The following is a 17,215-nucleotide window of genomic DNA, read 5'->3' as shown; positions in this document are numbered from 1 at the left end:
CATGGAGACGGGCTGTCGGGGTGACCAGCGGTCGTAGCCGCGGCCGGTCTGGTGCAGACGTGGGAGCGAACGAGTCAGGCGCATCGCGGCACCTCCGGAGTCGTGCCCGACGGCGGCTGGGCGGTGCCGGCCGACCGGTCGGGCGAGGTGGTGTGCGCGGGAGCGACTGCGTTGCTCCCGCAGCCCCCGACTCCGGAATCAGGGGCCTTTTTCCAGGTTCGATACCGAACCGTGACCGCCAACTTCTGGACGGACGTGGTCACCCTGCGTGAGTTACCGCGTGGCTGCCGCAGGATGTCGGTCGGGCCGTTGGCGGCGTTGGTGATGGTCGCGGAGTTGAGGGCGTGGATCTCCACGTCGCGTTCGCAGCGGTCGCCGGGGTCGTCGTGCGGGGCCTGGTCCTTCAGCCACGCGACCAAGCGCGCCTCGGCCTCGCCACGGGCCTCTTCCAGGGTGGTGACGTTGACGCCGATGTCCGCCGCGGCGCGGGTGAGCGGGTAGTCCTCGAGGCGGGTGGAGCCGATCAGCTCCGCCTCATCACGAGTGATCGCCCCTTCGGCCACCGCGCGGGCCAGGACGAAGTCCGGATGCCCCCACGGCGGGGTGGGCTCGCTGGAGCGGAAATCCTCGTCGGTGGGCATCGGGCGGTCCAGCGCTTCGCGGATGAACACGTGGCCGGCGCGGAACGCCGCGCATCGCAGCCGCCACATCACCGAGGGCCGGGCGAGGTCGACGGTCGCGAGTTCGGACAGGAATCCGGTGAGGACCGCGGCATGCAGGTCGTGGTGCTCGTCGGCGAAGCGCGTGGCCAGCTTCAGGGCGATGGCGAACAGCGCGGGCAGCGCCATACCGACACAGGCCACCGTCCAGGTGCCGCCCTCGTCGCGGGAACGGGTGACCAGGTGCATCCAGATCAGGTCCACCGCCGCCAGCGGCAGGTCACCCTCCAGCAGCCGGGTGCGCAGCTCGTCCAGGGGCACGCGGCGGGCCGGCAGGCCGGGGAAGTAGCGGCCGTCGACCGACAGTGGATCTGGACCGGTCACCAGCCACTCGAAGGCGGTCTCGGCGCAGTCCAGCGGCAGGGAATCGCGCCCGAACGAATTGCTGCGGATTAGATGGCTCGAGGCCATGGCTGGCTCCTCTGCGAGGTCGGAAGTACAACGACCAGGCAATGAAGACAAACCATGTCCACCGCAACGCCACCAAACCGCATCCGGTGTGCTACCAGAACGCCACCGATGGCAAGGCTTCGACCTTCTGGCCCGCCACAGAGATCATCCGCGTCTCTGGCGCGCGGCTTCGATTCCGCTGGGAGGCGAGCGCCTATCGAACCCGATGTGCAGCCATCTAGCTGTGGAAACGGGGTTGCGGTGGCGGTTTGGTGGCGGTCTCGAAGGAGTCCTCGAGCACGTCGGTGAACGCTGGTGCTCGTAAGCCTGCAGGCGAGGCAGGATTCGCGGTGACTTTCTTGTGATGTTGACCAGTAGGTCGCACCAGAATCTCTGCCTGGTGTCTGGTTCGCCGGTCTGCTGGTTCCGTCTGTTCGCTCAAAAATTCGGCCGTAAAGATTGGATAACGAACCTGGAAAAGGCGGGTGTTTTTCGGAGTCGGGGGATGTCACAGGGCGCCGTGGACAGCGCGGCGCATCCCCGGAATCTGCGAGGTATCCATGACGCAGCCCGACCGCCCGGCTCGCCGCTCCAGGCCCCACGGACCGAAACCACGTAGCGACTCTGCCCGCCCGGAGGGTCCCCGCCAGGGCGGTGATCGCCGCCCCTATCCGACCGCCTCGACGACCACCAGGATCAGCCCCGCCAAGCCCAGCTCGTCCACCGCGCGCGCCCGGTCGGCCGACTCGCCCGCGACCCCGATTCCGGCGACGGTTTGGGCCGCGAGCTCGGCGGCGATTGGTCTCGACTCATGCTGGCCCACGCCGATCGTCAGCACCGTCGTGACCGCGTTCAGCAAGCCCGGCGAGCAGGTGGTGCTGCTGCCCTGGCCCGGCTCCGTCGAACGTCGTCGGCTCGGCGTCGTTGGCGATGGCGGTGTGATCGAGCGTGCTCCCGCGGTCGTCTCGTCGGCCGCCGTGGCCGATGCGCTGAACGCCGTCGAGGACCTCGGCCGTAGGGGTCGAGTCGTGCACGTCGCGGCAGAGCCGAACCTCACCGGGCCGGTGTCACGACCGTATTGGGCCGACCTCGTCGGCACCGACACTCGGTCCCCGGCGACGGGCTCCGTGCCCAGGCTGCCCGATCTCGACCGCGCGGTACTCGATGGTCCCGACGCCGTCTCCGCGGACGCCGATCTGATCATCACGACGCTGCAGCCGGGCGACACCGGCGACCACATCAGCGACCTGGTCGCACTCGTCGCGGCACGTCTGTTGCGCGTCGGCGGCATCCTCGCCGTCATCACCCACGGTGACTGGTCGCAGGGCGAGTTGCGCGACCCGACCGCAGCGGTGATCGCCTCCGCACAGAACGCGGACCTGCTCTACCTCCAGCACATCGTCGCCCTGCACGCACCCGTGCGCGGCGGCCGGTTCGCCACCGAACTCATCCCCGACGCCGACGGCACGGCGGCCGAACAGCAGGCGCGCACCAAGCATCGCGCGGACGTCCGCGGGCTGCCCACACCGCATCGGCGCGTGCACTCCGACGTCCTCGTATTCGCACAGCCACACGAGCACGAGCCGCCCCCGGTCAGTCCGGCCGAGCAGGCACACGAGAGCGGGGTCATCCGATGACCAGCGTCCCGATCCCGCAGCCCGCCCACACCGGACCACACCGCGAGAAAGGCACGCCCATGGCCGACGAGCACACCCCCAACACCCCGTCCGGCCGCACCGCCAGGGCCGTACCGGCATCCGGCTCGACGTCCGCCAGCCGGCCGACTCGACACCGCCCACGCACCACAGCGGGCAAGCCCGGCACCGCCACGGCAGTACCAGCCGAGCACTCCCGAGCACAGGTCTCACCCGAGCCCGCGGTGTCGGTGTGGACGACCGCGCAGACCTCCCCGGCCACACAGCGCAAAGGCCGTTACGTGCCTGAGTCGACCGCGCACCCGGCCAAGATGCTGCCCGCCGTCGCCGCCCACGCGATCGCTCACTACACCGAGCCTGGCGACCTCGTCCTCGACCCGATGTGCGGGATCGGCACCACCCTCGTCGAAGCGCTCCAGCTGGGGCGGCGTGCGGCCGGTGTGGAGTACGAGCCGCACTGGGTCGACGTGGCCCGCGCGAATCTCGCGCTCGCTCGTGACAGGGGAGTGCAGCACGAGGGCCGGGTGTTCCACGGTGATGCCCGCCAGATCGGATCGCTGCTACCACCGGAGTATCTCGGCCAAGCGGCGCTGGTGGTCACCTCGCCGCCGTACGGTCCGTCCACCCACGGCCAGGTCGCGGTCGCACCGGGCAAGGGCGTGCAGAAGTACCACCACCTCTACGGCAATACCCTCGACCGCGGAAACCTCGCCAACATCGGCCACCACCGGCTCCTGTCCGGGTTCACTCGCATCCTCGCCGGCCTCGTGCCGTACCTGCGACCGGGCGGGCACATCGCCATCACCATCCGGCCTTGGCGCGAACACGCCGAACTGATCGACCTGCCCTCGCAGATCCTGGCCTGCGGGCTGCACGCCGGCCTGATCCCGGTTGAGCGATGTGTCGCGCTGCTGGCGAGGGCCGCCGAGGACAACCTCGTCGCTCGCGGAAGCTTCTTCCAGCGCGACTTCATCCGCAAACAGCGCGAAGCCGGACTACCGCTGCATCTCATCGCGCACGAGGACGTGCTTGTGTTCCGCACGGCGCTGAACTCCTTGAGTTCACGAAAACTGAAGCAGCTTCAGCGGGAACCCAAGTGGTCGTCGGCATCATTGTCCGGGGTGGACGCTGGGGTTTGCAACGAACCCGAGGGCGTGGCGGCATGAACGCCCCACCACGCCACACCCGGCGCGGACCACAGCCCAAACCGGGCACCGTGGGAGCAACCGCACTGCGACGGCTGTGTGTTCCCGAGAGCCCAGGTCCGGTCGTGGGGTCCCTCTGCACCGGCTATGGCGGATTGGACCTCGGCGTGCTCGCCGCACTCGGCGGAGGCCGCATCGCCTGGTGTGCCGACCCCGACCCGCACATCCGCCAGATCCTCGACGCGCGGATGCCGGGCGTGCCGAACCTTGGCGATCTCCGCACGGTCGACTGGACAACCGTGGAGCCGGTCGACGTGCTTACTGCGGGCTGGCCCTGTCAGGACATCTCCGCCGCCGGGCGGCGCGCGGGCATCGAGAAAGGCGCGCGCAGTGGACTGTGGACCAACGTCGTGGAGAGCATTCGGATACTTCGACCAGCGTTGTGCGTGCTGGAGAACGTCTCCGCGCTTCGGTGGCGCAACGGAGGACTCCACCGTGTACTCGGCGACCTGGCCGAAGCAGGGTATGACGCGCTCTGGCGTAGCGTACGCGCCGCCGACGTCGGCTGCGCGCACCGACGCGAGCGGGTGTTCCTGTGTGCCTGGCCCCGCGCCCATGCCCGATCTGGGCGACACGGAGATGCTGCCGACGCCGACCGCGCACGACGGCTCCTCCAACGGTATCTCGGCGGCCAGCAGGCAGGGCGGACCGTCGTTGCTGGACCGGCTCCGGTTGCTGCCCACACCGACGGCGGCGGACTCCCGGTCGGCGGCGATCCAGACCGTGCTCACGCCCGGACGTCCGACACCAGCAGGGTGCGTGACACTCACCGACTCGGTCCGGTTGCTGCCCACAGCGACAGCCTCGGATGCGAAGAACTGCACCCATCGATCTCAGGCGGGCGGCCCGTCGTTGTCCGACCATTGCCGTCTGCGGCAGACCCCGCCGGCCTCCGACACGAGCATGGCTGCAGTGGTGTTCCTGCCGACGCCGCGAGCGACCGACGGAACCAAAGGCTGTCCCGCGCAACGCGGGTCCAAGGGCGATCTGATGCTGTCGTCAGCGATCATCCGACTGCTGTCCCGCAGCACGCCGGACGACACGGTCTAGCGTCCGAAGAGGACTCCGCCGCCGAGCCCGCCGTGCCGCCGCCTGCCGTGCACACGGTCGTGGACTGGGGTGAGTACGCCCCGGCCGTACATCGGTGGGAACGGCTACTCGGCAGGCCCGCGCCCTACCCGACCCAGCCAGGACAACACGGCCGCCCCGTGTTGGCGTCGGCCTTCGTAGAACATCTCATGGGGCTGCCACAGGGCTGGATCAGCGATCTTCCTTTGCCACGTACCGCCAAACTCCGCGCCCTCGGCAACGGCGTTGTTCCGGCCCAAGCCGCCTACGCCGTGTCGCTGATGCTGACCGACCTGGCCGCGCTCCTCGCCGACCGGTATTCGCAGGACGGGCGGAAGGCGACCGCGGCATGAGCGGTCAGCAGCCTCTTCCCCAATCCGACCCGCCTGCTCCTGCGCTCCGCCGAGCCCGCCGAACCCCAACCCGACGACACCCGGTGCCGAACACAGCGCCCGGTGCTCAGGGCTCGGGCTTGCCCTGTCCCGGTCACACGAGCACCACACCACCGGACCGTTGCCCACATTCTCAGCACTCCGGAGGGCTAGATGATGTCGCCGCTATCCGTCACGTCCGGGCCGACCGGTTCCGGTTCGCTCGCGAGAGCATTCGTCCATGACTTCCTGCCGGTCTTCGCGATAGCCGCTGGTCTGCTGGCAGCGATCTGGCTCGCCTGCGCGATCATCGCCACAGTCGGCGCCTACCTCGGTCTGCTCGTGTTCCACGGCGTTTGCACGCTGACCCGTACGGTCATCCGCTGGATCCGGCGCCGCTGGGCGTCCGAATACGCCCATCTCGTCACCGTCAACGCCGACGGCGTCACCACCACTTCCGTCAATCCACGCTGCGCCCGCCGATGGCACGCGCAGCCACCGACACCCGACGACATCCCGCGATCCAGCGACGGACGGAGCACGCCATGATCCCGTCCAGCACCGAGCGACCTCGCTGTTCAGACAAAGTAGGAATACACGAGGTGGGTGTCACGCAGGTACCGACCGCTGCGCAGGAACTCCTCGAGCCGGGGGCACAGCTGCTGTACACCCCCGGCCAGGCCGCCGTGATCCTTACGGTCAAGGAGTCCTGGCTGCGCAGGCAAGCTGGACAGCGCCGGATCCCGTCCACCCGCCTCGGCAAGCACCTGAGGTTCTCCCACGCCGATCTGGAAGCGATCGTCGCGTCCGCACAATGCGCTACTCGCACCCGTGCACGAGCGCCTCGACATCAGCGATGACCTGGACGCTTCGACGGCCGCGCCTCTTAGGACTGTCCAAAGTTCTTGTATGTCAATGCTTCCCCTTTTCGCGGTATCGAGCGTCCATGTGCATGTCACACCCGTGACCCCCACACCACCTCGGAGGACGTCAACATGGCCTGGACAGAACGTTGCGGCGACAACACCTGGCGTGTTCGCTACCGCCGCGGCGACGACACCATCGGCTCGATCCCTGGATTCCCCACCGAGCAAGCCGCGCAAGACCACATCGACGACATGAAGTCCGAGCAGCGCAAAGGAACCTGGCTCGACCCCGCCGGTGGCCAGACCACCCTCGGCGAGTTCCTCCCGGACTTCTGGGACGCGATCGACGTCGACCTGCGCACCGAGGAGAACTATCGCAGCATCGTGCGCAAACACATCGAACCCCGCTGGGGCGACACCGCCTTCGCCGACTTCAAGAACCTCAAGATCCAGGCATGGGCTAAAGAACTCCGCACGCATCTGTCCCCGGTCACAGTGCAAGGCATCACCAAGCTGTTGTCACTGATCCTGTCCGACGCGGTTGACGAGAAACTCATCGCTGCCAACCCGATCCGGCCGCCACGCCGGGGACGCCGACGCCACGGCCAGCGCCCGAAGAAGAAGGTCTGGGCCGAACCCGTCGAACTGCTCGAGGTCGCCGACCAGATTGCCGCCTGCTACGGACCAAGCGGCGCCATCCTGGAGGTTACGGCCGGATGGACCGGAGCCCGCTGGGGCGAACTGACCGGCCTGCAACGGCACAACGTGCACCTGTTCGACGACGACACCGGCTTCATCGTCATCGACCCCGACACCGGCACGCTGCACGAGTCCGCCTCCGGCAAGCTGTGGCTCGGCCCGCCCAAGACCGAGGCCTCCGCGCGCACCATCAGCCTCGTCCCGTTCAACGTGCGACTGCTGCGTGTCCACCTCGCCACACACAAGCACCCGCACGTCTTCATCGGCCCCGACGGCGGACTCCTGCGGCGCAGCAACTTCGCCCGCCGCGCCCAGCGCCCCGCCGCCGACGGCAACCTCCACGTCGACAACCCCAGGATCCGGCTGCACCCAGTCAAGCCCGGCTTGACCTTCCACGGCACTCGCCACAGCCACAAGACCTGGATGATCGACGACGGCATCCCCGAAATCGCCCAAGCACTCCGCCTCGGTCACGTCATGCCCGACAAGGTCCAGGAGACCTACTCCCACGTCGCCGCCGCCGTCGAAGCACGCCTGCTGCAACGCCTTCAGGAACGCTGGGACAAAGCCGTCGTCAACGCACCTGTCGACATCGATAGCAACTGGCGAATCACCGCGGGACACGCCACTCAGCCCAGGCCATGGCGGAATGCCTCGATCACCTGCGGCGACTAGTCCTTGGCTTCGGTTCTCTCTTGTCCGATGTGGGCTCGGCGCCGACCGGAGGCGATGTTTCCGTCAGCTCCGGGCGGTTGGCCGTCATCTGAGGCTTGGGCACGTCATCGATCCTGCGCCCCCGCAACAAGCGGTTGAAGGCGTCGATCTGATCCGCAGTGAGCGTGAGCACGCCCAGGAACAGCACAGCAACAGTGAGAACCAGAAGGAACCACCACGGCGCACCCACGACGAGAGCGGTGACGAGCGATCCAACACCGATGCCTTGACCAACACGTCGCATCTCAAGCTGCTTCCTATGAACTCGCAGGAAGCAGCCTCGATCGCCTAGGCCGCGATGAGGCGTCTTCCGCGAATGGCTTCAACCGTCCAGGCTGGGGCCACTCGGGAAAGGTCAGGACCACGCGGAACACGCGCAGACGACACCACGAGCTCGCCGGGAGGACGATCCGGGGCCGTCGCTACTGCGTGGCGGGCGAGCTGATGCCGTTGCACAGCAAGCTGTCGAGCCGCGTCAGCGCGCCTGCCCAGCCTGATCAGCCGCTCAAGAAACAGCAGCAGAGCTGCACGGGGATCGGACACGGCGACCCAAGGCCTCGACGTGTCAAGCGGACCGAGTAGAGCCGCGAACTGCGGATACCTGTGAACCCTGCCATGCCGCTGGAACATTTCCAGCGCTGCCGTCATAACTTCCTGGCTCGCCTGGTCCGCATCAAACAGCTCGACGACCTGCTTGTTGCTGAAGCCAGAAGCCGCCGCAGTCTGGTTGAGCAGGGCCCGGAAGGTCCGAACGCCTGCCGCTTCCAAGCTCAGGCGCAGCTCGTCCGAGAAGTCTTGAAGAGGTGAAGGCGGGCCGTCGACGAAATAGGCCACGACGGGAGGCTGCACAGCCTCACTCACCGCCGCAGTCGTCGCCACGCCTCCATTATGCCTCAAGAACACTACGAACTCCTCAACATGCCATATCCGGGGTTGCCAATGGTGGGACAGGGCAATCGCGCGGGCAGGATCAGATCTCTACTGCTCGGCGCCCACGACAGCCAGGGCGGCCTGATATACGTGGGACACGTCGGCACGGGCTTCAGCCAGACGGTGCTCGCCGACCTGCAGCGAGAGCTAGAGACACTGGGACGGCCAGCCCGCATGCAGCGGCAAGTTGCTCATGCCAAGCCACTACCCGGTGAGGGCTTCGCGTCGTGGAGTCGGGTTGCCAAGGGTTCGCGGAAGGCGATGGTAACCGGTAGAAGTTGCATACGGACTTCCTTCCGTAACCGAGTCGAATCCCCAGGCGATACATCTCCACGCCGGGTGGAATCGGGAAGGGGACCATAGTGACCGAGCGGGACCTGGCGAGCGCCTGGGTGCGGACCGTGCTCGTGTTGGCGGTAGGTGTGCTTTTGTCAGCCGGGTAGTGAACGTGCTGCTCGTGGTGACCTAGTCGGTGCTGTGGCTGGTCTTCGTGGGTGCGGGATGGGTGGTCGTCGCGGCCGGTGTGGTGGTTGAGGCGGAGGCGGCTGCACAGTCCAGGTCGAGAACGCACTTTGCGAGCCAGGTGCCGCTGGCCGCAACAGGACCGGCTCGTCGTTGGTGACCTGCAGGCTGCTCCCGTCGCGAGGAGTGTCCGCAGTGCCCGCTGATCGTCTGCAGCCGCAGCCTTCGGACTGGGGCGCGAGTGCATGCAGAACTGCGGTGCTCACGTCCCGGCCGGTGGCTGGCCGTGGGCGGCCACCGTCGGGACCAGGCTGCGTGAATCGCCGTGGCGTTGGCGGACGGCGCCTGGGACGCGGGGCGCGTTCCTCAGGGACGAGTATGGTCGGTGTGGGGCCTGGACATTGGCCACGGTTGCCAGCAATTCTGCGGCCTCGGACTCTGCGAGGATCTGCTTCACGTTTCGGCGGCTGGCCGCCACCGGTGCGGGCCGGTGACGATCTTCCTGCCACCGACGATCTGATCTGAGACCGCCGTTTGCTGCGGGGTGTCCGTTGGCATGGCGCGCAGTTGCCGCTGAGACCGCTCGCGGGCCCGCCCGGATGTAGCATCCCTCGATCTCCCTGCGACGTAGAGGCATGACCGTCGCTGAATCCGCGCCAGTTCCCCGTTGGCGTCGCACGCTCGATCATGTTCGCTCGACCCGGCGGCGGCCAGAATCCAACGAGCAGCTGCCGTGGCGCGTGCCGGTGCTGGCGCTGGTGGTCCTGGTGATCCTCGCGGGCGGGGCGCTGTGGCTTACGTTGGACTGGCTCGAACGCGTCGCTACAGTGCAGGCCGATCAGAGCAAGGCCATCTACGGCAAGGACTACGTCACCGCGACGCTGGACGCCGTCAAGATCGCGCTGAGCGTCGTCGCTGGTGGCGGCGCGCTGTTCGCGCTGTACCTCGGGGTGCGCCGGCAGCGCACCTCTGATCGAGATCTACGAGCGCGGCTGGATGCCCAAGCGCACACCGAGCACGACGCGAAGGCCCGCCGGGTTACTGAGCTCTACACCAAAGCTGCCGACCAGCTCGGCTCGGACAAGGCAGCAGTGCGGTTGGCCGGTCTATACGCGCTGGAACGCCTGGGGCAGGACAACCTCGACCAACGACCCACCATTGCCAACCTGTGGTGCGCCTACCTGCGCATGCCCTACACGCCACCATCCTCGACAGCTCCACACTCACCCTCTGGCGTGACCCGTCCTCTGCTGCGCACTCCCCGCCGGCGCATTGGCATACGACGCTCAGACTCCAGCGCTGCGGCACCACCTGGTCCTAAGGCCACACGCGCCGCCGCAGTACAGGAACGCGATGTCCGCCTCTCCGTGCAACGTCTTCTTGCCAAACACCTTCGCCCACACCGAGACTCCAGCGGTCAGTACCACCATGACTACTGGCCTGAGATCTTCGAGCTCGACCTCACCGAAGCAATCCTGATCGACGTCGATCTGAGCCTCTGCCGCCTGCCTGCCGTTCGCATGGACCGCACGGCCTTCATCGGCGACGCCAGGTTCGACGGGGTGACCTTCACCGACGAAACCTTGTTCGCCAGCGCGACCTTCGCCGGCGGCGCCGAGTTCGCAGCTGCGACCTTTGACGACGGCGCCACGTTCGACGGTGCGACCTTCACCGGCCGCGCCGCGTTCAGTGGCGCGACTTTCGACAGCGGCACCGAGTTCGCCGAAGCGATCTTCGCCGGCGATGCGTTGTTCAGCAGCGCGACCTTCACCGCCGACGCCACATTCGACGGTGCGACCTTCACCAGCGAGGCTGACTTCTTTGGTGCGACCTTCAACGGTGACGCCATGTTCGGGGCAGTGGCCTTCGACAACGAGGTCAGGTTCGGCTCGGTGACCTTCGAGGGCGGCGCCGTGTTCAGAGGCGCGACTTTCTCTTGGGGCGGCTGGTTCGCCAACGCGACCTTTACCGGTTCCGCTGTATTCGTGAACTCGACGTTCGACAGCGACGCCGTGTTCGGCGGCGCGACCTTCGCCGACACCGCCTCGTTCGACGGCGCGAATTTAGCCGCCGACACCGCGTTCAACGGAACGACCTTCGCTGGCGACGCTGCGTTCAACAGCACGACCTTCGCCAAGGACGCCACGTTCGAGGAGGCGACGTTCAGCAGAGAGACGTCCTTCGTCCGTGCGATCTTCGCTGGCGACGTTACGTTCGATGGCGCGACTTTCGCCGACACCGCCGCGTTTGGCGGCGTGACCTTCGACAGCGAAGCCACATTCAACGACGCGGCTTTCGGCGGCTACACCGAATTCGGCCACGCGGTCTTCAGTTCTATGCCGACATTTAGGCAGGCGCGGGTTCGTCCTGTCGACCCAGATCAGGAAAGCGCATGGCCGGAGGGCTGGATACTGATTGCAACTGACCCACAGGTCGATGGCGATGACTGGTGGCGCCAGTTGGTTCCGGTACCTGCAGTGGTCTCTCCGACGATGACGTTTTGAGCTCCTACAGCCCGCAGAGCTGCCGGGCATCCGGACTGCAGGGAATGTCAAGCCCGGCCTATCCCACTTCGATCAGGTGACGGTGGCCGAGCGTCACGAGACAGCCTACAGAGACGGTCGGGCCGAGGCTTGGTGCCGAGGCCATGCGCGGCGAAGCTGGCGCGAAGGTAGAACTTCTGCCTTCCTGGGCGATGAAGGAAGGGCTGCCCGTCCTTCGGTAGATCCCTCGATCGAGTGGCGAAACTGTGTGCAGGGCTGTTCGCCAGAAGTGTGTGCACTTGGATTGAGGGAGAGCTGGACGACCGTGGCGCTCGCGATCGCGATCATCCCGGCAGGGTCGCTTTTTGCGCGACTGCGATCAACGTGGCAGGCGGATGATCGTTCAATCAAGGAGGATGGCCGAGTGGACCAATGCGTGCCGATAAACGATGTTCACCCGACGTTTATGGCTGGTAGGGACGTGACTTCGCCCTCTTCCAGCGAGTGGACTCAAAATTTCTAACTAGACCAATCTCGATCTGATGGTCTTTTTTTGACGACCATGATCTCGTTGGCCGAAATCCACTGGTCCACGAGCCCGTTCAGTAGGCAAGAAGGAGCGGTAGCCAGGATTCGGAGCTGTACGTTGAGCTCGCTCACTGGCCTCCTCTTCTGCTGCGCTGCTCGATCGGATCATCATAGGGAGCGTGCCTAATAGGTGTTGTGCGCTGTGACCGCAACGACCGCTGTAGACAGCACGGCTCAGAGCCAGGTGTTGGGCCGCCCGCTCATCACCGTTCACTGGGCCCCTACGCGAGCCGTTCGAAAATCGGGTTGATTCGTGTTCCGGGCCTACCCGCGGCAGCGTGGATCAGTGGAAGGTGTCGCCGTAGATGCCTTCGTCGATGAGGTGGGTAAGGTCGAGCAGTGCGTCGATCCCGGCCTCGTCGCAGCGGCCGGTGATCTCGACGAGCAGCGAAGCGGCGGGGTCGTCGTTCACCAGCATCCAGCCGTGTCCAAGGGCGATAGTGATGCAAGCGGGACCGGCCTGGACGTGCCGTGCTCGGGAACGGTGTCGGCGCGGGGAAACGGGACATGCAGGCCGCGCCGCTGGGTGCTGATCCCGCGCTCGGCCAGTCGCGTGACGACGGTGTCGAGCAGCGAGACGGCCTACTCGGGTGTGACAGGGCGATGCTCGCGTGCGTTGCGGCAGGTCATCTCCAGTGCGATGACGGCCAAGCTGTCGACCCACTCGCTGGCCGGGGAGAAGATGGCCGTGTTGACGCCGTGCTGGTCCGCGGTGACGCACCAGGCTTTGAGCAGTTCGCCTGCCGCGTCGAGTACGGGCGCGGTGGCCTGCCAGGACGATCGATCGCGGCGGCCGGCTCGGTAGACGGCGTTGCGGGCCAGAGGCATGGCGTTGGGCGGAGTGCTCACGGGCAAAGTGCTTACGGGCGGGGTGGTCACGGTGTTGCGGCTCCTGCGGATCGGCGACTGGGCGTGGCAGTGGGTTCAGAGATCGTGGGATACCTCGGCGACGTACCGGTCGGCGTCGAAGCGGGAGGGGGAGACGCTAACGAGGCGGCGGCCGAGGATCTCCGGCTGATCGCTGGGTTCGTGTACGTGGACAGTGATGTTCTCTCGGGTGGTGTCGGCGGACAGTTCGGCGTTGGCGCCGAAGCCGCGGGAGTACAGATGGTGTGTGCCGGTCATCGGATTCCTCTGTGTCCTTTGTTGTCACAGTGGCGGCACTCGCGGATCCGGCCGCGCACGTGCGGCCGCTGGTCACCGAGCGTCGGAGTCAGTGTCGGAACCTGGCAGGCGATCTCGAGTTCGGTGAGCGGGGCGGTGACGTCGGCGAGCCACACCTCGGCGACGAGATCACATGTCGGAGTGATTGGCCAAGTCGCCTATGACGACAGCACAACCATCATCCCCGCCACGCTGCGGAGGCTCTGAGCTTCCGACGCGCCGGTACTTACCCAGGCGCGGTCGCGTCTGCGGCCACAGCGGTGAGGCCTCAGACGCCACGCTGGCTCATCCAACAAGCGACTTGGGCACGCAGCGCTCGACAGGATCACGGCCTCACCGGCGACGCGTGTTGGTTTTCCCTCACCTGCTCCACAGCGGCGCGTGCCTTGGCGCCGGATGCCATCAACGCCTGCCTATGGTGCCCTCTGAACAGCGACACCTCGCGGCAGGCGGCATATCGATGCGCGGCAGAGCGACGACACCCCAACGGAACGCGTGCTCAGCTACTCGAGTCAACACAAGCCAGTACGAGCACCAGGCTAAACATCGCTCTTCGCGGGCAGCGCGCGCTGGAACTGGTAATGCGAGGTCATCTCATCGCCTGCACTGTTGATTCGAGCGGTAACTTCGACTTCAAGGTGCACTTGCTGCCACAGTGTCAGCCGTAGGGCCGCCAAGGTCTTCGGTTCTATCTTGACGCTTACATCGGGGCCACGTTCAGGGCTGACGACCATCCAGCCCGCTTGGCGAAGTCCCGTGACTGTGCCGGCAAGCTCAACCGTTCGCTTCTGCTCGGTGTACTCGCGAAGCTGCCTAACGAATGCTTGCCCACGCGAAGACAGTCGCGTGCGCCGCATCGCTCCGCTGCTGGCGAGCCAGGTGAACTCAGCAGTCAGGTTGTGCTCGTAGAGCACGTCGGCCAGCTTGGGCAACTTCGACCGTAGCGCAGCAGGCCAGCCTCTCGGGTCGCCCTCGGCCTCGGCCTCGGCGAGGACATCAAGCAGGGTGCGAACTGCCTGATCGGAGGCCGACACGGCATCGGGGGAGATCAACGACGCCTGGGAGTCCTCCGGCAGTGGGGCTGTCGCCTTGATCCGAAGGATCGTGCTTCCGGCCAACACGCCTGCTAACGCGAGGTCGACGTGAGCACTGGTGGCTGCGTTCACACTGTCGCGGAGCGGCTTGAAGAGCTCTTGGCCCAGCTCAAAAGGAAGCTCTCCCTCCTCAAGAGGGCCTTGCAGGCGCACGTGGAGTTCCTCGTCGAGCGTTGCCGACTCGTCGTAGACGCGTCGGGCTTCGAGCCCGTTGCGGCGTGCGGCCTCCTCTAGTTCCAGTTCTGTGGGAGGCGTGTCCGCCGACACTGTCGTCCACCACGAGTCAAGTTCCTCGCGGTCTTCCACCGAGAGGCGCTGGCGCCATGCTCCGGTCATAGCGTCACCTCCAGATAGCCCCGTGCCGTTCCCGCAGTCTCCTCCGAAGGAGGGCAGTTCACCACACCTGGCGTCCGGATACGTTGCCACCAATCATCCCATGCACCGCGTTCCCGCAGGTAGCTTTGTTCGTCTAGTCCAAGTTGGTCCGACCTGAACGGACTAGGGACCACCACGAACGGGATTTCGATTGGCGACACTCCGTAGTTCTTCACGCAGTGTGATCGGTTGGTGGCCTCATTGAGCCAGCCGACACCAGGCTGCTTGGCCAGAGCCCGGCGCGCCAAGACGTCGATGGCGATCGACAGGTCAAGCTGACGTGGGTCCACCTTTTTACTGGCGAAGCTGCCGCCAATCCAGACGAACAGAGCGAGCTGCCGACCATCCAGCAGATCCTCGTACCGATCTTGCAGTTCAAAGAACCGAGCGATGTACCTGGTGAGGCCACGCCACAACTCGGACCGAGACTGCGAGCCGGCAAACAGTGGGTTGTCGACCAGCAGCTCCCTCGCCTCGTCCCATGAGAGACGAAACCTTCCTGGCGGAAGGTGCTCTTGATCTTCCAGAAAGGGATGGATCGACACGCCACTCCTTCACGTCGTATTGATCCATCGTGATCAAGGGACTGCCTGTTACGCCTGGTCACCGCATAGTCGCAGCACGGTCACATCCCGTAGCGATAACGATGCCGACTTGGCCATCCGGGTCGCCCGCTCACGCAGCTCGTCTGGATATTTCTTCGGTAGGGCCATCAGTCCTCATCATCCAGGCTTGATGGTGGTGTGCCCTGGGTTCTCCGGAGGTCTCCATCAAACCAGGTACGGAACAGGGGTTAGGGGATGCGGAAAACCGGGACGAGCCAGCCAGGACCGGCGATCTTCACGCTGGCGACCAGGGCTTCGACGAGTGCCTTGGTCTGATTGTGGGTGCCGCTGGTGATGATCTCGGCGATGTGGTCGGCCACTGCCGAGAGGGTGGCGGGTTCGGGTGCTGCGGGCTGGTCGTCGAGAGCGATGCCCAGTGCGTCGCGGCGGGTGCGGAGTTGTGTGGTCTTGACGCGGAGTCCGGTGAGCCGGTCGGCGACGAGTTCCTCGTCCATGGTGCCGCGCTCGAACGCGATCAGGTAGCGGTCGATGGACTGTCCGGTCTTGGCGATCTCGTTGTCGACGGCGGCCAGTTCGGCGTGTCGGTCGGCGTTGGCTGCCTGGTGCTGCTTCTGCTGGTGGGCGATGGCGTCGGCGATGAGGTCATGACGGTCGCGGTAGAAGCTAGTCATCGCGTCCAGAATGGCCGTGTCGACGGCGTCGGCGTTGAGCCGACGGAAGTCGCATTTGCTGGCGTCGTAGCGGGCGAGGTTCCAGCAGGTGTAGTAGCGGTAGGTCTTGTTGCGGCCGGTGGCGCGGGTACCGATCATGGCTTTGCCGCATTGGGGGCAGCGGAGGCGGCCGGTGAGGATGTAGTCGGAGCCTGATGCGGCACGGTGGGCGTGGGATTCGCTGCGGGCGTCGAGGATGGCCTGGGCTTGCCCCCACATCGTGAGGTCGATGACTGGTGCGTGGGTGTCGGTCACGGTGGCTTCCCGGAAGGTCAGCTCTCCCAGGTAGACGCGATTGTTCAGGGCGCGGATGACTTGGTAGCCGGACCACTTGCCGCCCGAGCTGGTGCGGTGGCCCCGGTCGTTGAGCACTGTGGCGATGGCGCGGGAGCCGAGGCGGTCGGTGGTGTAGAGGCCGAAGATCAGCCGCACGATCACGGCTTCGTGCTCGTCGACGACGAGGGTGTGGGTGGTCTTGTCGACCTGGTAGCCGAAGGGGCGCCGGCCGCCTTTCCACTTTCCTTTGGCGTGTTTGCGTTCCATGCCGGCGATGACGCGATCGATGATGGTGTCGCGTTCGAACTGGGCGAACATGCCGAGCATCTGCACGAGCATGCGACCCATGGGGGTGGAGGTGTCGAACGGTTCGGTGGCGCTGCGGAACACCACCTGGGCGGAGTCGAGTTCGTCGAGCAGCATGACCATGTCGCGCAGGTTGCGTGAGAAGCGGTCCACCCGGTAGACGAGCAGCACGTCGATCAGGCCGGAATGGGCGGCCGTGAGCGCGCGTTGGAGCCCAGGTCGTTCAGTGGTGGCGCCGGAGGCGTCGTCGGGGAACCGTGTGACCAGGCGCCAGCCCGGCTGCGAGTCGATGTAAGCCTGTAGGCGCGCGTCCTGGGCTTCGATGGAGTAGGGCTGGTGCTCGTCGTCGGTGGAGCGCCGCACGTAGATCCCCACCCGTACGTCGTCGCCGAGTGTCGTCGTCATCGCGGCTTTCCTGGCACGCCGCGTGGCCGATGATCGCGCCATGATTCGTCCTCTCTGTCGATATTTCCGCACGCATAACCGCAGTAGTCTTTTGAGCTGCTGTAGTTATGCGTGCGATGGCTGGGAAATGCTGAAAAACTAGATTCGCAGTTCATCGGGGCCTTGATGC

General features: G+C 66.1%; 19 protein-coding genes and 1 pseudogene. 10 read left to right on the top strand and 10 right to left on the bottom strand.

All coding sequences use genetic code 11. The features are described 5' to 3' along the window. Positions 1–74: 74 nt before the first annotated feature. Together ACRSBM_RS34370 and ACRSBM_RS34365 are read right to left on the bottom strand one after the other, a co-directional pair. Positions 75–1,130: a hypothetical protein gene (locus ACRSBM_RS34370; protein WP_434450117.1), complete on the bottom strand. Its 1,056-nt coding sequence runs from the start codon at positions 1,128–1,130 to the stop codon at positions 75–77. A 646-nt stretch (positions 1,131–1,776) separates the two neighbouring features. Next, complete coding sequence (locus ACRSBM_RS34365; RefSeq protein ID WP_434450115.1) at positions 1,777–1,947, bottom strand: hypothetical protein; 171 nt, start codon at positions 1,945–1,947, stop codon at positions 1,777–1,779. Positions 1,948–1,951: 4 nt separating this feature from the next. Here ACRSBM_RS34365 and ACRSBM_RS34360 point away from each other — a divergent pair, with 4 nt between their 5' ends. The 8 genes and pseudogenes from ACRSBM_RS34360 (at position 1,952) to ACRSBM_RS34325 (ending at position 7,648) form a co-directional block, all read left to right on the top strand. Next, positions 1,952–2,746: a hypothetical protein gene (locus tag ACRSBM_RS34360; protein ID WP_434450113.1), complete on the top strand. Its 795-nt coding sequence runs from the start codon at positions 1,952–1,954 to the stop codon at positions 2,744–2,746. Next, on the top strand, positions 2,743–3,930 hold the full coding sequence (locus tag ACRSBM_RS34355; RefSeq protein WP_434450111.1) for a DNA methyltransferase: 1,188 nt from the start codon (positions 2,743–2,745) through the stop codon (positions 3,928–3,930). Before ACRSBM_RS34360 ends, ACRSBM_RS34355 begins: the two co-directional genes overlap by 4 nt. Beyond that, positions 3,927–4,451: pseudogene (locus ACRSBM_RS34350) on the top strand (DNA cytosine methyltransferase); the annotation flags it as partial. The gene ACRSBM_RS34355 and the pseudogene ACRSBM_RS34350, both read left to right, overlap by 4 nt. Positions 4,452–4,506: 55 nt before the next feature. After that, a complete protein-coding gene (locus tag ACRSBM_RS34345) occupies positions 4,507–5,019 on the top strand; it encodes a hypothetical protein (protein ID WP_434453549.1) in 513 nt (170 codons plus the stop codon). Between the two features lie 188 nt (positions 5,020–5,207). Then, complete coding sequence (locus ACRSBM_RS34340) at positions 5,208–5,390, top strand: hypothetical protein (RefSeq protein ID WP_154697158.1); 183 nt, start codon at positions 5,208–5,210, stop codon at positions 5,388–5,390. Positions 5,391–5,585: 195 nt separating this feature from the next. Next, complete coding sequence (locus ACRSBM_RS34335) at positions 5,586–5,957, top strand: hypothetical protein (protein ID WP_434450109.1); 372 nt, start codon at positions 5,586–5,588, stop codon at positions 5,955–5,957. Further along, entirely contained in the window at positions 5,891–6,268 is a 378-nt protein-coding gene (locus ACRSBM_RS34330) for a helix-turn-helix domain-containing protein (RefSeq protein ID WP_434450107.1), read from the top strand. Before ACRSBM_RS34335 ends, ACRSBM_RS34330 begins: the two co-directional genes overlap by 67 nt. Positions 6,269–6,403: 135 nt before the next feature. Beyond that, a complete protein-coding gene (locus ACRSBM_RS34325; protein ID WP_434450105.1) occupies positions 6,404–7,648 on the top strand; it encodes a tyrosine-type recombinase/integrase in 1,245 nt (414 codons plus the stop codon). Here ACRSBM_RS34325 and ACRSBM_RS34320 read toward each other — a convergent pair. Together ACRSBM_RS34320 and ACRSBM_RS34315 are read right to left on the bottom strand one after the other, a co-directional pair. Further along, positions 7,632–7,931, bottom strand: a complete 300-nt coding sequence (locus ACRSBM_RS34320) for a hypothetical protein (RefSeq protein WP_434450103.1) — start codon at positions 7,929–7,931, stop codon at positions 7,632–7,634. The genes ACRSBM_RS34325 and ACRSBM_RS34320 overlap by 17 nt on opposite strands. Positions 7,932–7,975: 44 nt before the next feature. Next, entirely contained in the window at positions 7,976–8,566 is a 591-nt protein-coding gene (locus ACRSBM_RS34315; RefSeq protein WP_434450101.1) for a hypothetical protein, read from the bottom strand. A gap of 9 nt (positions 8,567–8,575) precedes the next feature. Between ACRSBM_RS34315 and ACRSBM_RS34310 the strand changes: the two genes are divergently transcribed. Together ACRSBM_RS34310 and ACRSBM_RS34305 are read left to right on the top strand one after the other, a co-directional pair. Then, positions 8,576–8,980, top strand: a complete 405-nt coding sequence (locus ACRSBM_RS34310; RefSeq protein ID WP_434450099.1) for a hypothetical protein — start codon at positions 8,576–8,578, stop codon at positions 8,978–8,980. A 734-nt stretch (positions 8,981–9,714) separates the two neighbouring features. Further along, on the top strand, positions 9,715–11,583 hold the full coding sequence (locus ACRSBM_RS34305; RefSeq protein ID WP_434450097.1) for a pentapeptide repeat-containing protein: 1,869 nt from the start codon (positions 9,715–9,717) through the stop codon (positions 11,581–11,583). 850 nt (positions 11,584–12,433) lie between these two features. Here ACRSBM_RS34305 and ACRSBM_RS34300 read toward each other — a convergent pair. The 6 genes from ACRSBM_RS34300 to ACRSBM_RS34275 all read right to left on the bottom strand — a co-directional run bounded on the left by ACRSBM_RS34300 (position 12,434) and on the right by ACRSBM_RS34275 (position 17,004). Then, positions 12,434–12,568 carry a hypothetical protein gene (locus ACRSBM_RS34300; RefSeq protein WP_434450095.1) on the bottom strand — a complete coding sequence of 45 codons (135 nt, stop codon included), beginning with the start codon at positions 12,566–12,568 and terminating at the stop codon, positions 12,434–12,436. Positions 12,569–12,732: 164 nt separating this feature from the next. Continuing rightward, a complete protein-coding gene (locus tag ACRSBM_RS34295; protein ID WP_434450093.1) occupies positions 12,733–12,999 on the bottom strand; it encodes a hypothetical protein in 267 nt (88 codons plus the stop codon). A gap of 75 nt (positions 13,000–13,074) precedes the next feature. Beyond that, positions 13,075–13,275: a hypothetical protein gene (locus ACRSBM_RS34290; RefSeq protein WP_434450092.1), complete on the bottom strand. Its 201-nt coding sequence runs from the start codon at positions 13,273–13,275 to the stop codon at positions 13,075–13,077. 578 nt (positions 13,276–13,853) lie between these two features. Then, positions 13,854–14,744, bottom strand: a complete 891-nt coding sequence (locus ACRSBM_RS34285; protein ID WP_434450090.1) for a hypothetical protein — start codon at positions 14,742–14,744, stop codon at positions 13,854–13,856. After that, complete coding sequence (locus ACRSBM_RS34280; protein WP_434450088.1) at positions 14,741–15,328, bottom strand: DUF6932 family protein; 588 nt, start codon at positions 15,326–15,328, stop codon at positions 14,741–14,743. The genes ACRSBM_RS34285 and ACRSBM_RS34280 overlap by 4 nt, the downstream gene beginning before the upstream one ends. A 248-nt stretch (positions 15,329–15,576) precedes the next feature. After that, positions 15,577–17,004, bottom strand: a complete 1,428-nt coding sequence (locus ACRSBM_RS34275) for a recombinase family protein (protein WP_434450087.1) — start codon at positions 17,002–17,004, stop codon at positions 15,577–15,579. Positions 17,005–17,215: the final 211 nt, after the last annotated feature.

Origin of the sequence: Lentzea xerophila (assembly GCF_051094245.1) — a bacterium.
GTDB lineage: Bacteria > Actinomycetota > Actinomycetes > Mycobacteriales > Pseudonocardiaceae > Lentzea > Lentzea xerophila.
This window is presented reverse-complemented; position numbering and strand designations above follow the sequence as displayed.

What these genes read in the sequence shown, in the direction of transcription:
- ACRSBM_RS34370 (WP_434450117.1), bottom strand. Translation starts at nt 1,130, where the DNA reads ATGGCCTCGAGCCATCTAATCCGCAGCAATTCGTTCGGGCGCGATTCC.
- ACRSBM_RS34355 (WP_434450111.1), top strand. Translation starts at nt 2,743, where the DNA reads ATGACCAGCGTCCCGATCCCGCAGCCCGCCCACACCGGACCACACCGC.
- ACRSBM_RS34340 (WP_154697158.1), top strand. Translation starts at nt 5,208, where the DNA reads ATGGGGCTGCCACAGGGCTGGATCAGCGATCTTCCTTTGCCACGTACC.
- ACRSBM_RS34335 (WP_434450109.1), top strand. Translation starts at nt 5,586, where the DNA reads ATGTCGCCGCTATCCGTCACGTCCGGGCCGACCGGTTCCGGTTCGCTC.
- ACRSBM_RS34330 (WP_434450107.1), top strand. Translation starts at nt 5,891, where the DNA reads ATGGCACGCGCAGCCACCGACACCCGACGACATCCCGCGATCCAGCGA.
- ACRSBM_RS34325 (WP_434450105.1), top strand. Translation starts at nt 6,404, where the DNA reads ATGGCCTGGACAGAACGTTGCGGCGACAACACCTGGCGTGTTCGCTAC.
- ACRSBM_RS34320 (WP_434450103.1), bottom strand. Translation starts at nt 7,931, where the DNA reads ATGCGACGTGTTGGTCAAGGCATCGGTGTTGGATCGCTCGTCACCGCT.
- ACRSBM_RS34310 (WP_434450099.1), top strand. Translation starts at nt 8,576, where the DNA reads ATGCCTCAAGAACACTACGAACTCCTCAACATGCCATATCCGGGGTTG.
- ACRSBM_RS34305 (WP_434450097.1), top strand. Translation starts at nt 9,715, where the DNA reads ATGACCGTCGCTGAATCCGCGCCAGTTCCCCGTTGGCGTCGCACGCTC.
- ACRSBM_RS34300 (WP_434450095.1), bottom strand. Translation starts at nt 12,568, where the DNA reads ATGCTGGTGAACGACGACCCCGCCGCTTCGCTGCTCGTCGAGATCACC.
- ACRSBM_RS34290 (WP_434450092.1), bottom strand. Translation starts at nt 13,275, where the DNA reads ATGACCGGCACACACCATCTGTACTCCCGCGGCTTCGGCGCCAACGCC.
- ACRSBM_RS34285 (WP_434450090.1), bottom strand. Translation starts at nt 14,744, where the DNA reads ATGACCGGAGCATGGCGCCAGCGCCTCTCGGTGGAAGACCGCGAGGAA.